The following is a 13909-nucleotide window of genomic DNA, read 5'->3' as shown; positions in this document are numbered from 1 at the left end:
TGTATCTGCGATGCGCGCGTCTTAAACCGCGCGGGCAGGGGTCACAAGGGAGAGACCGGCGATGTTCAAAGAGATGGCCTTGGTTTTGGCGCTGACCGGCCCCGTGGCCGCGCAAGACTGGGTAGCGCTGAGCGGGGCTGATCTGGAGGCGGCGCTGGACGACACGACCTTGCAATATGAGGATGCGCGCCAAGTTTTTTACAAATCGGGCCGAACGCTCTATGATCATGGTAGATCGTCCTGGGGATATTGGGCGGTGCGTGGCGATGCGTATTGCAGCCAGTGGCCACCCTCTGATGGGTGGGAGTGCTACCGGGTTGAACGCCACATTAGTGATGTAAGCTTAAGGTTTATTTCTCAAAGTGGCTTCGTCACGGAAGGGTTGATTGTGGAGTAAGTGCCGATGGCACAGGTACCCAAACTGGAAGAGTTCGAAGGCGCGTGGAGCCTGTCACGCGTGATCGAAGACCGCTTGTCGAACGCAAAGGGCGCGTTGACGGGCGAGGCTCAATTCGCCCGGCGCAGCGAAACTAGCCTAGATTATATCGAAAGCGGGTCGCTGAGTTTTGGCGAGCAGCCCCCGATGGTGGCCACGCGCCGCTACATTTGGGAAGCGGCAGATGGCAGAATTGTCGTTAAATTCGAAGACGGGCGCGATTTTCACGAGATTCGCACCGACCGGCTGATGCCCGACGCGGAACATTTCTGCGACCCGGACCTGTATCATGTGAGTTATGATTTTACGCGCTGGTCCGCGCGACGCCAAAGCTGGCGGGCGATGTGGCGCGTGAAAGGCCCGCGCAAGGATTACCGGATGCTGTCTGATTATACCCGGGTCGAGAGCGGATAAGGTGATCCAAAGGCGCGCGTGCCCGCGCATTCTAAATTCTGCCAGCGGCGCGTGATCGCTACGATCAGGGCGCTATTTATCTTCACGGGCCTTGAGATCGGCGAGCGATTTGCCTTGTTCTTCGACAAACAATTCGGCCAGCACTTTGAGCGACCGGATCCGGTCGACGCGAAACATGCGAAAATCGTTGCGCAGCTCGCACCAGCAGGACGCGGTCCAGACGCGGCCCCAATATTCCATCTGCAAGGGCCGGATCACCCGCGTTGACCGCGCACCTTTGTCATTGGCGTAGGTGATCTCCAGCTTCTGACGGGAGCGGATTGCCTTGCGGATTTGCGGCATGAAGCGGAACCCGGCGGCGGCGTCTTGAAACGGGTAGACCGCGAAGCCCCATCCTGAGGGCGGGGTCGAGCGGTCTTCGGGCAGCACGGCGTCGATTTTGGCGGAAAGGGTTTTGGCGGCCTGGCGCAGCTCATCATCGGCGGCTTCACCTACGACGGCCATGCCGAGATGCAGGGCCTCAAGTTCGGTCAGGGTTAGGTTCAACGGGGGCAGGGTGATGGGCGCGGTCATCATGTAGCCCATCCCCCGCTCCCCCGCGACAGGCACACCAGACAAGAGCAGCGTGTCCATATCGCGGTAGATCGTGCGCACCGATACCTCCAATTGCCGTGCCAGATCCTCGGCGCGGTGCAAACGCCCGTCGCGCAGGATCAAGATCAGGTCAAACAGGCGGTCGGTGCGGCGCATGTCAGCTGGGCTGCCAAAGAATGTGTTGGTGGGTCATGCTTAGGGTGGTCTCGTCAATTGCGCCGATCATGGCGGGTGCAAATTCCTGCGCCATGAACCCGTTTGCGGCGGCCTGTGCTTGCGCCATGCTGTCCCAGACGACGTAGTCGGTCCATTTCCCGTCTTCGCCTTTTGACAGGCTGCGCGACACGAAGCCGGGCAGGGCGCTGGAATAGGTGTGGCTTGGGGCGTTCAACGCCAGATAGTCGTTATCGGAGATGCCCGGCTTGAGTTTGAACTGCACGATTTCGGCGATTTTAGCGGCTGCGGAGTTAGTCATGTCGAAGGTCCTATGATTCTGTTTCGATATGGCCTTTGTCGCTCACCACTCCTGACATAAACCTGTCAGGAGCGTTTGTCCAAACGTGAAATTTCTGCGCAGGCCCGCAAAAACCCGCCCCAGAGCCAAAATTCCCCGCAATTGGCGCTTCCCGCAGAGGGGCGGAGGCCCTAAATATCACAACAGACAAATTCAACAGGGCGCGACCTGCGCCCCTGACGGGAGAAACATCATGTTCAACAATATTGGCCCGGTTGGCCTGATCCTCATCGCGGTCGTCGTGCTGGTGCTGTTTGGCCGCGGCAAGGTCTCGTCGCTGATGGGCGAAGTGGGCAAAGGCATCACGGCGTTCAAGAAGGGCGTTGATGACAGCAAGAACGAGATTGACGAGGCCGTGGCCGCCAAGGACGTCACACCGGAAGACGAAAAAGACAAAGCCTGATCCGCAATCTAAGCCGGGAGCGCTGATATGGGCGGAATAGGTGGCATGGAGCTGCTGATCATTGGGCTGGTCGCGTTGATCGTGGTTGGCCCCAAGGACCTGCCTGGCATGTTCCGCACGGTGGGGCAGTTCACCGGCAAGGCGCGGCGTATGGCGCGCGAGTTTTCCAGCGCCATGGAAGCTGCCGCCGATGATGCAGGCGTTGCTGATGTGACCAAGACCCTCAAGGCCGCGACCAACCCCAAGAAAATGGGGTTGGATGCGGTGAAAAAGGCGATTGACCCCAGCGACTACAAAGAAGGCTCCGCGACGCAGGCGCTTGCTAAGGATCGTGCCGAGGCCGCGAAGAAAATTCAGGAGGCAACCGCCAAGCGTGAGGCGGAGCGCCGCGCGAAAGAGGCGGCGGAGGCTGCGGCGCCGAAACCTGAGGCCAAACCGGCAGCCAAGAAAGCGCCCGCCAAGAAGCCCGCTGCAAAGAAAGCGGCGCCCAAGAAACCTGCGGCGAAAGCTGCCGCGGCCAAGAAGCCTGCCAGTAAAGCTGCTGCGAGCAAGGCCACGACAAGCAAGGCTGCGGCGAAAAAGCCAGCGGCGAAGAAACCTGCGTCTAAGAAAGCGGGATCATGAGCGACACCAACGCGACGCCGGACGAGATGCCGGAAGAGATGGAAGACAGCTCAGCCCCGCTGATCGAGCATCTGGCGGAGCTGCGCACGCGGCTGATAAGGTCTGTGCTGGCCTTTATCGTGGCCATGTCGATCTGCTTTGCCTTTGGCGGCATGATCCTGGATTTCCTGCTGATGCCGATTGAGAACACCATGCGCGCCTTGGGTAACCCGAACCCGGTGATGCAATACACCGCGCCGCAGGAATATTTCTTTACCCTGATCCGCATCTCAATGGTCGGCGGGCTTTGCCTGTCCTTCCCGGTGATTGCGTTTCAGCTGTGGCGCTTCGTAGCGCCGGGGCTCTATAAGCAGGAAAAGAACGCGTTTCTGCCGTTCTTGATCGCGTCGCCCGTGATGTTCCTGCTGGGCGCATCCTTCGCGCACTATGTTGTTGTGCCGCTGGCGATGCAGTTTTTCCTGGGCTTTGCGGACCTGCCGTCTTACTTCGCGACGCTGATCGCCTCAGAAGAGGTGGTCGAAGGTGCTGCGGATACCGGGATCGACATTGTCTTCAACGGCAAAGTCAATGAAAGCCTTGATATCACGTTGAAAATGATCGTGGCCTTCGGGCTGTGCTTCCAATTGCCTGTGTTGTTGACGCTGATGGGCAAGGCCGGTTTGGCCTCCTCCGCCGGGCTGAAAAACGTTCGCAAATATGCAATTGTCGGCATCCTGACGGTCGCGGCTTTGGTCACGCCGCCTGATGTGACAACGCAGCTTCTGCTCTTTGTGGTGGTGTACGGGCTTTATGAAGTCTCGATCTTCCTTGTGTCCCGCGTTGAGAAGCAACGCGAAGCGAAGCTCCGCGAAGAGGGGCTTTGGGACGAAGATGAGGATGAGGACGAAACCCATCCAGAGGATCGCGGGCCTTGAACGACGACGCACTATTGCGGATAGCTGAGGCGCTTGAGCGTGTTTCGCCGCCACCAGGCAAAACACCTGATTTCACGCAGGCCGCTGCCTTCCTGTGGCACGTCAGCCCAGACCGGTTGCAACCTGTCGAGGACGTCAAGCGCGTGCCGCTCGAGCTGCTTGTTGGGATTGAACGCGCGCGCGATACACTGCTGGCCAATACGGAGCAATTTGCCAAAGGCTTTGCCGCCAACAATGCGCTTCTTTGGGGCGCACGCGGGATGGGGAAATCATCGCTGGTCAAAGCGATCCACGCCCATGTCAGCGCCAGCCAGCCATTGAAGCTGATCGAGTTGCAACGCGAGGACCTTCCCTCCGTCGGCAGGTTGCTGACCGTGCTGCGCGCGGCGTCCGATACGCGGTTTGTGCTCTTTTGCGACGATCTGAGCTTCAGCCATGATGACGAGCATTACAAATCGCTCAAGGCGGTGCTTGATGGTGGCATTGAGGGTAGGCCAGAGAATGTGATCCTCTATGCCACGTCCAACCGCCGCCACCTGATGCCACGCGATATGATTGAGAATGAACGCGGCAGTGCGATCAATCCGTCCGAGGCTGTTGAGGAGAAGGTTTCCCTGTCAGACCGCTTCGGGCTTTGGCTGGGCTTCCACCCCTGCGATCAGGACGAATTCCTCGCGATGATCCGGGGGTATTGTGACGCTTACGGCGTGGATATCGATGCCGAGACCTTGCGCGCCGAGGCGGTCGAATGGCAGCAAACCCGCGGGGCGCGGTCGGGCCGGGTGGCGTGGCAGTATTTCACGGATTTGGCCGGGCGCCGGGGCGTCGCGCTGTAGCTTATTGCGAGAAAAACCTGTGATGAGGGGTGAGGAACATCACAGGTTTTCTTAATTCGATCGCTTGGAAATGACGTTCGTAAAACTCACTAAACAATACGTAAATATATACCTATTACAGGCTCATAATCGCCATCTCTGATGGCAGCAATGCGGGCGAATTTCATCCCTTTCGTGTTAAAAATACACTGAAAACGCCACAGGTCTTAACCAAAGGTTAACGTGAACGTTAACCAGTGGTTAATGGCCTGAAAGTAACCTCTTACTTGAAGTATTTTTGCGGATTAACGCTTTCGAATCCTTCGCGAATTTCGAAGTGCAGGAAGGCTGGCGAGCCGCTTCCGACTTGCGCAATTTTCTGGCCGCGTTTGACGGTGTCGCCCTTTTTGACGGTGATACCGGAGATATTGGCATAGACCGTCAGGACGTTGTTGGGGTGACGCATCACAAGGATCGGAACCTGTTCCGTGTCGCGCGTGATGGCTGCGACCGTGCCGTCAGCGGCGGCTGCCACTGGTGTGCCGGACGCCGCCGCAATATCGACGCCTTCATTCTTGCCCTTCTTATAGGGGCGAATAATTTCACCCGACACAGGCCGCGCGAAAGCCGACGGCGCCGCTGCTTGCGGTTTCTTCACCTCAGGTGCTTTGGCCGCCGGGACGGGCGCAGGCAATGGTTTGGCGGCCGAAGGCGGTGTTGGGGTTTGTGTTCCCTGACCCGGTGCGGTTGCGGGGGCCGCTGCTGCGACGGGTGTTGGTTGTACGGCACTATCGACGACCGGGATCAGCAAGAACTGATCGACGCGCACGTCCAGATCGGGCCCAAGCCCATTCCAATCAGCCAGCGAGCGGACGGAAACCTTGTAGAGCCGCGCGATGGAATAAGCCGTCTCGCCGCGCTCGACCCGGTGGCGCAACGGCTCCGGGCCATCAATGCGTTTGGATGCCTGCGCAGGCGCAATCCCACCCTGTGCCGCTGGCGCGCGATCAATGGCGCTGGTCGCGATGTCGGAAATGTTGCCCGTGCCGGTTCCGCCAATAACGGCGGGGGCGGGCAAGGAGGCGGGCAGGGCGATCACTTCACCGCCGAGGAATGTGTCGGCGGGGTTCATGCCATTGAGCCCGGCGATTTCGTCCGGACGGCCACCCACGCGGTTGGCCAGCGTCGTGACCGTGTCACCCCGACGCGCCACAGCCACCTGATAGCTGGGGTAGGAAATCACGCCGCGCGCATCCGGCTCGGGCCGGTCCAGCGTCGCCTGACGCGCCGCGTCGGACGTATCCAACCCGCCCGCGTTGTTGCGCAGATCGAAGTCCAGATTTGCGATTGAATTGTTGATGGAGTCGCAGGCCGAAAGCCCGAACCCAACTGCCATGATTGGCAATATCTTGCTGAAACGCCTGCTCCGCATTGCTCTACCCTTATACCTGACCCGTATATTCGGGCCTTATGGTCTTTTACTCTTGCGCCAACCCTTCAAGCAAGGGGACAAATCGTACCGGCATAAGCTCTTGGTAATCAAAGCCTTGCTCAAGCCTCGTCACCTTGATGAGGTGCTGCACCGTGTCGGATTGGCCCACCGGCACCACCATGATACCGCCCAAGCGCAATTGCGCCAAGAGGGGGCCGGGCGCGTCCTCCGCCGCCGCGGTCACGATAATGCGATCAAACGGCGCCTGATCGGGCAGCCCGAAGCTGCCATCTGCGTTGAGCACTGTGATGTTGGTGATGTCCATCTCTTCGAACATGCGCTTGACCGGGCGGGTCAGCGCCGCGTGCCGGTCGACCGTGTAGACGCGCCGCGCCAGATGGCTGAGCACGGCGGCCTGATAGCCCGAGCCGGTGCCGACTTCGAGAACCTTGTCGCGCGAGGTCACGTCCAGCGCCTGCGTCATCAACCCCACCACGGAGGGCTGGCTGATCGTTTGCCCGCAGGCGATTGGCAGCGGCATGTCCTCATAGGCGCGGTCGGCGAAATGCCCGGTCACGAAGGCCCCGCGATCGACTTTTTCCATGGCCGTCAGCACGCGCGTATCCATCACGCCTTTGGAGCGTAGCGCGTAGAGGAACTGCATTTTGCGTTCCGCCTCGGACCCGGACGCATCGTTCATTTTAACGCAGCTTCCAATGCGGGCAGCTGGTCATGCGCGGTCAGATCGCAGCGCATCGGCGTGACGGAGATATAGCCATCAAGGTTGACGGTCGCGTCGGTGTTTTCGCCGGAGCTGACATTTTGCGGGTTGCCCTGGATCCACAGATATTTCCGGCCATTGGGCGGCAGATGCGGCTCAATCCCGAACCCACCCGATGGCCTGCGCCCCTGCGCCACCACCTTGTGCCCTTTGACATCCGCGCCGGGCACAGGCGGGAAGTTAACGTTATAGAAGGTTTGATAGCCCTGCGCATGGCTGTCGCCGCCCCACGCGCCATGTTCGAGAAGCGCGCGCACCACAGCGGCCCCGTGCTGGGCCGCGGCCTCAAACGGGTCAGCAAGCTGAGCATTGGCGGGGCCGAAATATTGCGACATCGCGATGGATCGGATGCCTTGAAGTGCTGCCTCCATACAGGCGCCAATCGTGCCGGAATACACCGTGTTCTCGGCGGAGTTATTGCCTTTGTTTACCCCCGACAGGATCAGATCGGGTGGGGCGTCAGCCATGACGTCATGGACGCCCGCCAGCACGCAATCTGCGGGCGCACCCTCGGCGGCGAAGGCGCGCTCGCCCATTTGCGCAATCATCGTGGGGTGGGCGTAGTTGATGCAATGCGCCACGCCTGACTTCTCGAACGCAGGCGCGACGGTCCAGACCTCACCTTCCGGGCCCGCGACTTCCATGGCGATCTGGTGCAAGACCTTGAGGCCCGGCGCGTTGATGCCATCATCATTGGTGATCAGAATGCGCATGGCATGAGCCCCTTTTTGCGGTTTCTCAAGACCTAGTGCAGCGGCGCGGCAGGGTAAAGTCAGCGCCGCGCGCTGAGGCCCGCAAATCCAAAGGTGAGCAGCGCAGCAACACCTGCGAGCCCGGCAATGACAGACGCGTTTTGCACATTCGCCACGCCAATCGCGGCAAACCCCCATCCAGCCGCCAAGCCGAAGGTCCAGATGCCGCGCGCGTTCCATTGGATGGCAGACACAAAGATCACGGCGGCAAACAGGGCGACTATGGCCCAGCCCCGCTCCGCAAACACGATGCCATAGCCTGCGCCCAGCAACCCAATCGAGACAAAGGATGCAGCGCTCAGCCAGCCCGCATAGAGCCCCAAGGGCAGTTTCAGGGCCCAAGACGGCGTTGCGGTGCTTGATCGCAGTAATGCGGCAATCGCGCCGCCTAGCATGACCCAGATCATCACCGTGGCCCAAACGGGGGATACAAGTGCTACGGGCAGCCAAAAGACGCCCACCGCCAGACTGACAAGCAGGGGTAGGCGGGCGGCATTCCAGCTCGGGTCATCGCGGTAGCGCAGGGCCCCAATCCCGGCGGAGACTATCAGCCACAGATAGATCGCGCCCCAAATGGCAAATGCGTAGCCTGCCGGTTGCACGGGCGGATTGCGTTGCGGGATCGGGTAGCGCTCGGGGTCGAACCCGCCGAATTCCGGGTTGAGAAAGGGCGACACCGCAAAGGCCAGGCTTGCAACCAGAACCAAACCTGCCCTCATACGTGCAACCTCGCTTTGATCTTCATTGTTTCAAAAATATTCCGGTGGGGTCTGGGGAGGCAGAGCCTCCCCAGCATCGCGGCGCGCGCAAGCGCGGCGCAATTCCTCAGACCAAAGTGCCAAACGGGGTCAAGGTCGACTTGCCACCCAGATAGGGATGCAATGCGACTGGCAGCTCAACGGAGCCATCCTGCTGCTGGCCATTTTCCAGCACCGCAATCAGGCAGCGCCCCACAGCCAGCCCGGAGCCATTCAACGTATGGACAAATTCCGGCTTGCCGCCGCCTTCGGGCTTGAACCGCGCATTCATGCGCCGCGCCTGAAAATCGCCGCAGACCGAAACCGAACTGATCTCGCGGTATTTGCCCTGTCCTGGCAGCCAGACCTCGATGTCATGGGTGCGGCGCGCGCCGAAGCCCATGTCGCCGGTGCACAAAACCACGGTGCGGTAGGGCAGCAGCAACGCCTCCAAAATGCCTTCCGCGCATTTGGTCATGCGGTCCAGCTCGTCGCGGCTTTCACCCGGATGCGTCACGGAAACCATCTCGACCTTCTCGAACTGGTGCTGGCGCAACATGCCGGCGGTGTCGCGCCCGGCGCTGCCCGCTTCAGACCGGAAACACTGCGAATGTGCGGTGTAGCGGCGCGGCAGGTAGCTTTGATCCATCGTTACGCCATTGACGATATTGGTCAGCGTCACTTCGGAGGTCGGGATCAACCACATGCCTTCGGTCGTTTGGTAGCTGTCTTCGCCAAATTTCGGCAGCTGGCCTGTGCCATACATCATCGCCTCATTGACCAGAACTGGCGCCCAGGTCTCGGTTAAACCGTTCTGTTCGGTATGCGTGTCGAGCATGAACTGCGCTAAAGCGCGATGCAGGCGCGCGACGGCGCCCGATAGCAGCACGAAGCGTGCACCAGCCAGCTTTGCGGCTGTCTCGAAATCCATACCGTCCTGAACCGATGGTAGAGCGTAATGCTCTTTCGGCTCAAACGGGAAGCTGCGTGGATTGCCCCAGCGATTGATCTCGACATTGTCGTCCTCACTGTCGCCGACGGGCACATCCTCAAAGGGGATGTTGGGAAGGCTCATCAGCAGGTCGGTGAGCTTCGCATCATCGGCCTTGGCGTCTTCGTTCAGCCGCGCGACGGCATCTTTCTTTTCGGCAACCAGAGCGCGCAGACGCTCAAATTCGGCCTCGTCCCCCTTGGCCTTCGCGGCGCCCACCTCTTTGCTGGCGGCGTTTTGGTCGGCTTTGGCGGCCTCGGCCTCTGCAATCTTGGCGCGGCGTGCGGCATCAATGGCCAACACGTCGGCGGATGAGATCTCGGACTTCCGCAGCTTCATCGCGGCATCAAAGACCTCTGGGGTCTCGCGGATCATGCGTATGTCATGCATGGCTCAAGTCCTTTTGATTATATCAGGTTATACGGGCCAAAGACCCATGCGGCGCTGATTAGAAGACCTGCGCGGCAATTGCTAGGGAAAGATGTCTGTGAAAATCTGGGGCAGGGTCTCCATATCGACACGCACGGCTACCCCTTTGATGTCGGCCTGCGATTTTCCGGTATTGGCGACGACGACGCCGACCAAATCCCAATCCTCGCCGGTTTTCTTCAACACAGGTCCACCTGATGTGCCCGATTTGACGCGGCAATCGAGCCCCAAAAAGCGCGCATCCTGCTGGATCACGGCGCAGCCCACATAGTCGACCAACGTGTCATTGCTGCCCTTTTGATAGCCCATCACGCTGACACCGCCGCTGGGGTCTGAGGGCATCGTCAGCGTGGCCGGCGCCAGATCAGAAATAGGGTGTCGCAACACCACCAATGCGATGTCGTAGGCGAACAGGTCGAGCGGTTCTTCCGCACCCGATTGCTTCAGTTCTAAATATTTCGGGTGCACGCGGATGGATTTGGCAAAGGAGGAGGCCGCGTCTTCGCCCTCATGCAGGCCCGCGCGAAACTGCACCCGGTGAAAGGGCGCGATCTTTCCGCTGCTTGGGTTTGTGACGCAATGGGCAGCCGTCAGAACCTTGTCAGGGGCGATCAATGTTCCGGTGCAAATTCCCAAACGGTCATAGCCATGGCTGATTTGGCCGACATAGGGCCAGTCCTGGCGTGCCGATTGCGACAATGCCAGCTCGAACGCTGAGGCGGTCGATAGACCGACGGTGATTGCGCCAAGGCAAGCTGCGAAAAGTAAGCGATACAGGCGGAGTGTCATAAAAGAGCGCAACCATGTGATTGGACCAAAACGATAGCACGCCCCGGGGAGAGGTAAAGCGGCGCGGCAAACGACATCGCATTTTGCGTTCAACTGTTGAAAATTGCGCCGTTGCAGTGGAAAGCCCGTCTTGGATGCTTATCTGGGGAAGAACGCTCCGAAATCGCCCGCGCGGTGCCGCGCTTAGCCGTTGCACCTGACCCGGCTTGGACCTAGGGTGCGGCGCAACTCAAACGGGCCTTTCAAGAGCCCTGCAACCAAAAGGACCACGACATGTTCGTCTCTCCTGCTTATGCACAGGCCGCCGGGGGTGGCGCATCTGGTTTTGCCCAGTTCGTACCGCTCATTCTGATTTTCGCGATCATGTATTTCCTGCTGATCCGCCCGCAGCAAAAGAAGGTCAAGGAACACGCCGCTATGGTGCAGGCCGTGCGCCGTGGCGACCAGATCGTGACCCAAGGCGGGGTGATTGGCAAAGTCTCCAAAGTGGGCGCCGATGATGCGAATGAGGTCGAGGTTGAGATCGCCAAAGACGTCAAAGTCCGCATCGTCAAATCGACCATCGCGCAAGTGATGAGCAAGACGGAACCGGCGAAATAACATGCTCAACCTGTCGCTCTTCTCGCGGATCAGCATCTGGCTGACCGTGGCCGTTGGCATTTTGCTGGCCTCGCCGAACTTTTTCTACACGACGGTGGAAAAGCATAATGACGCCTTGGCCTATCTTGAGACGGGCGTTTCACCAAATGCTGCAACGGCGCAGCTAAGCGCCGCAGAGATCGACGCCGATGCGGCGGGATGGCCCGGTTTCATGCCGTCTTCGCTGGTCAATCTTGGTCTTGATCTGCGCGGCGGTGCGCATTTGCTGGCCGAGGTGAATGTTGAAGACGTCTATAGCGACAGGATGGACGGCTACTGGCTGAGCGTGCGGGAGGCCCTGCGCGGCGAACGCGACACTGTTGGCACCATTCGTCGCCAGAATGCCCCCAATGGCGAGCTGCGCGTGCGCATCTCGAACCCGGACGGCATGGAGCGCGCTATTCAACTGGTGCGCGAGACGGCGACGCCGGTGGTGTCGCTCAGCGGTGTGGGGTCGACCGACATCGTGGTGCGGGGCGAGGGTGACATCATCACCGTGACGCTGTCTGACGCCGAAAAAATCGCTACGAATGACCGCACCATGCAGCAATCGCTGGAAATCATCCGCCGCCGCGTTGATGAGGTCGGCACGCGGGAGCCCACGATTCAGCGACAGGGCGAGCGCCGTATTTTGATCCAAGTACCCGGGGTTGGTTCTGCACAAGAGCTTAAGACAATTATCGGCACCACTGCGAAACTGACATTTCACCCGGTTGTGGGCCCCGCGAGCCCCGGTGACTCGCCCGGTCCGCGCAACGTGATTTATCCGTCGATTGACCCGCAAGATGGTGGCCAGCTTTATGAGCTGGAGCAATCGCCGGTTGTGACGGGCGAAGAGCTGGCAGACAGCCAGCCTGCTTTTGATCAGAACGGTTTGCCCGCGGTGACCTTCCGGTTCAACCCGGCGGGTGCGCGTAAATTCGGCCTCTACACGGCCGAAAATGTGGGCTCACCTTTCGCAATTGTGTTGGATAAACAGGTGATTTCCGCCCCGGTCATTCGTGAGCCGATCACGGGCGGGTCTGGCCAAATCTCCGGTAGTTTTTCGGTTGAGGAGTCGACCAACCTCGCAGTGCTTTTGCGCGCAGGCGCGCTGCCCGCTGAAATGACGTTCCTGGAAGAACGCACCATCGGGCCAGAGCTTGGTCAAGACAGCATCGACGCAGGCAAGATCGCCTGCATCGTGGCCTTTGCCATGGTGCTGGTCTTTATGTTCCTGAGCTACGGCACGTTCGGTATATTTGCCAATATCGCCTTGATCCTGAATGTCGGCATGATCTTTGGGCTGCTCAGTCTGATTGGGGCCACGCTGACCTTGCCAGGCATTGCGGGCATCGTACTGACCATCGGGATGGCCGTTGACGCCAATGTGCTGATCTTCGAGCGGATACGGGAGGAGCTGAAAACCTCCAAAGGACCGGCGCGGGCGATTGAGCTGGGGTATGAGAAGGCGCTTTCGGCTATTCTGGATGCCAACATCACGACCTTCATTACGGCGGTGATCCTGTTCGCCATGGGCTCCGGCCCGGTGCGGGGCTTCGCGATCACGCTGGGGCTGGGCATCCTGACCTCGGTCTTCACCGCGATCTACGTCACGCGGGTCATTGTCATCATGTGGTTCGAGCGCAAGCGCCCGAAAAAGCTGGAGGTTTAAGCGATGCGGTTGAAACTGGTCCCCGAAAATACCTCCTGGGATTTCTTTTCCAAGGCGAAATACACGCTTGGCCTGTCGATGCTTTTGATCGTGATCGGCTTTGCCTCCTTCATGATCCAAGGGCTGAACTACGGTATCGATTTCCGAGGCGGCACGACGATCCGCACAGAAAGCACGACCCCGGTTGATGTGGCCGCCTACCGCGATGCATTGGCGCCCGCAGGGCTTGGCGACATTTCGATCACTGAGGTGTTTGACCCGACTTTCCCTGAGGATAAAAACGTCGCGATGATCCGCATTGAGGCGCAGGAAGGCGACGAAAGCGTCACAGGCGAAACCATCGCAAAGGTGGAAGAGGTGATGCGCGCCTTCGATCCCGGCATGACATTCCCCTTCCCATCTGTTGAATCCGTCGGCCCCAAAGTTTCGGGCGAGCTGATCCAGACGGCGGCGATTGCGGTGATCTTGGCGATTACGGCGGTTCTGTTCTACATCTGGCTGCGCTTTGAATGGCAGTTCGCCTTGGGCGCGGTTGCGGCGCTGGTGCATGATGTGATCCTGACGCTTGGCATATTCTCGGAGCTGCAGATCAAGTTTGATCTGGCCATCATCGCGGCGCTTCTGACGATCGTAGGCTATTCGCTGAATGACACTGTGGTGGTCTTTGACCGCGTGCGGGAGAACCTGCGGAAGTACAAGAAAAAGGACCTCAAGGACGTGCTGAACATCTCGATCAATGAGACGTTGAGCCGGACCTTCATGACCTCGGTCACGACGCTTTTGGCGCTGATATCGCTCTATATTCTGGGCGGGGATGTCATTCGCGGCTTTGTCTTCGCGATGATCTGGGGCGTGATTGTGGGGACGTATTCCTCAATCTTCGTGGCCTCCGCGATCCTGCTCTATCTTGGGGTGAAGCGTGACTGGTCCAAGCCCGACGCGAATGCGGGCAACCAGTTTGGCAATGTCGAGGCGTAACAACAGGGCCACC

The 13909-nt window shown here is 59.6% G+C and carries 17 protein-coding genes; 9 read left to right on the top strand and 8 right to left on the bottom strand.

Annotated elements, in window-relative coordinates; translation table 11 throughout:
- The first annotated feature begins 61 nt into the window (after positions 1–61).
- Together ACZ1G7_RS04060 and ACZ1G7_RS04055 are read left to right on the top strand one after the other, a co-directional pair.
- Positions 62–397 (top strand): hypothetical protein, encoded by a 336-nt coding sequence (locus ACZ1G7_RS04060; RefSeq protein WP_472662518.1) that lies wholly within the window; start codon positions 62–64, stop codon positions 395–397.
- Between the two features lie 6 nt (positions 398–403).
- Positions 404–850 carry a DUF6314 family protein gene (locus ACZ1G7_RS04055; RefSeq protein ID WP_472662516.1) on the top strand — a complete coding sequence of 149 codons (447 nt, stop codon included), beginning with the start codon at positions 404–406 and terminating at the stop codon, positions 848–850.
- A 72-nt stretch (positions 851–922) separates the two neighbouring features.
- Here ACZ1G7_RS04055 and ACZ1G7_RS04050 read toward each other — a convergent pair whose 3' ends face one another.
- Together ACZ1G7_RS04050 and ACZ1G7_RS04045 are read right to left on the bottom strand one after the other, a co-directional pair.
- Positions 923–1600, bottom strand: coding sequence for a helix-turn-helix transcriptional regulator (locus tag ACZ1G7_RS04050; protein ID WP_472662514.1), 678 nt, complete (start codon positions 1598–1600; stop codon positions 923–925).
- Between the two features lies 1 nt (position 1601).
- Positions 1602–1919, bottom strand: a complete 318-nt coding sequence (locus ACZ1G7_RS04045) for a hypothetical protein (protein ID WP_472662512.1) — start codon at positions 1917–1919, stop codon at positions 1602–1604.
- A gap of 232 nt (positions 1920–2151) precedes the next feature.
- Here ACZ1G7_RS04045 and ACZ1G7_RS04040 point away from each other — a divergent pair, with 232 nt between their 5' ends.
- From ACZ1G7_RS04040 to ACZ1G7_RS04025, 4 genes are read left to right on the top strand one after another with little or no spacing between them, the layout of a single operon-like run.
- A complete protein-coding gene (locus tag ACZ1G7_RS04040) occupies positions 2152–2361 on the top strand; it encodes a twin-arginine translocase TatA/TatE family subunit (RefSeq protein WP_472662510.1) in 210 nt (69 codons plus the stop codon).
- A 27-nt stretch (positions 2362–2388) separates the two neighbouring features.
- Positions 2389–2985: a Sec-independent protein translocase protein TatB gene (gene tatB / locus ACZ1G7_RS04035; protein ID WP_472662508.1), complete on the top strand. Its 597-nt coding sequence runs from the start codon at positions 2389–2391 to the stop codon at positions 2983–2985.
- On the top strand, positions 2982–3899 hold the full coding sequence (gene tatC, locus ACZ1G7_RS04030) for a twin-arginine translocase subunit TatC (RefSeq protein ID WP_472662506.1): 918 nt from the start codon (positions 2982–2984) through the stop codon (positions 3897–3899). Before tatB ends, tatC begins: the two co-directional genes overlap by 4 nt.
- Positions 3896–4735, top strand: a complete 840-nt coding sequence (locus tag ACZ1G7_RS04025; RefSeq protein WP_472662504.1) for an ATP-binding protein — start codon at positions 3896–3898, stop codon at positions 4733–4735. The genes tatC and ACZ1G7_RS04025 overlap by 4 nt, the downstream gene beginning before the upstream one ends.
- 262 nt (positions 4736–4997) lie before the next feature.
- Here the strand turns inward: ACZ1G7_RS04025 and ACZ1G7_RS04020 are convergent, their stop codons facing one another.
- The 6 genes from ACZ1G7_RS04020 to ACZ1G7_RS03995 all read right to left on the bottom strand — a co-directional run bounded on the left by ACZ1G7_RS04020 (position 4998) and on the right by ACZ1G7_RS03995 (position 10625).
- Entirely contained in the window at positions 4998–6110 is a 1113-nt protein-coding gene (locus ACZ1G7_RS04020; protein ID WP_472662502.1) for a peptidoglycan DD-metalloendopeptidase family protein, read from the bottom strand.
- Between the two features lie 82 nt (positions 6111–6192).
- Entirely contained in the window at positions 6193–6846 is a 654-nt protein-coding gene (locus ACZ1G7_RS04015) for a protein-L-isoaspartate(D-aspartate) O-methyltransferase (protein ID WP_472662500.1), read from the bottom strand.
- Entirely contained in the window at positions 6843–7640 is a 798-nt protein-coding gene (gene surE, locus ACZ1G7_RS04010; RefSeq protein WP_472662499.1) for a 5'/3'-nucleotidase SurE, read from the bottom strand. The genes ACZ1G7_RS04015 and surE overlap by 4 nt, the downstream gene beginning before the upstream one ends.
- A gap of 59 nt (positions 7641–7699) precedes the next feature.
- A complete protein-coding gene (locus ACZ1G7_RS04005) occupies positions 7700–8398 on the bottom strand; it encodes a hypothetical protein (RefSeq protein ID WP_472662497.1) in 699 nt (232 codons plus the stop codon).
- Positions 8399–8504: 106 nt separating this feature from the next.
- The gene (gene serS, locus ACZ1G7_RS04000; RefSeq protein ID WP_472662495.1) at positions 8505–9797 is read right to left on the bottom strand and encodes a serine--tRNA ligase; all 1293 of its coding nucleotides are present in this window, start codon (positions 9795–9797) and stop codon (positions 8505–8507) included.
- An 81-nt stretch (positions 9798–9878) separates the two neighbouring features.
- Entirely contained in the window at positions 9879–10625 is a 747-nt protein-coding gene (locus ACZ1G7_RS03995) for a trypsin-like serine peptidase (protein ID WP_472662494.1), read from the bottom strand.
- Between the two features lie 273 nt (positions 10626–10898).
- Between ACZ1G7_RS03995 and yajC the strand changes: the two genes are divergently transcribed.
- From yajC to secF, 3 genes are read left to right on the top strand one after another with little or no spacing between them, the layout of a single operon-like run.
- On the top strand, positions 10899–11225 hold the full coding sequence (gene yajC, locus ACZ1G7_RS03990; RefSeq protein ID WP_472662493.1) for a preprotein translocase subunit YajC: 327 nt from the start codon (positions 10899–10901) through the stop codon (positions 11223–11225).
- A 1-nt stretch (position 11226) separates the two neighbouring features.
- On the top strand, positions 11227–12918 hold the full coding sequence (gene secD, locus ACZ1G7_RS03985; RefSeq protein ID WP_472662491.1) for a protein translocase subunit SecD: 1692 nt from the start codon (positions 11227–11229) through the stop codon (positions 12916–12918).
- Between the two features lie 3 nt (positions 12919–12921).
- Positions 12922–13896, top strand: coding sequence for a protein translocase subunit SecF (secF, locus tag ACZ1G7_RS03980; protein ID WP_472662489.1), 975 nt, complete (start codon positions 12922–12924; stop codon positions 13894–13896).
- The last annotated feature ends 13 nt before the right edge of the window (positions 13897–13909 follow it).

The organism is Litoreibacter sp. JB4-2, assembly GCF_055693445.1.
This window is presented reverse-complemented; position numbering and strand designations above follow the sequence as displayed.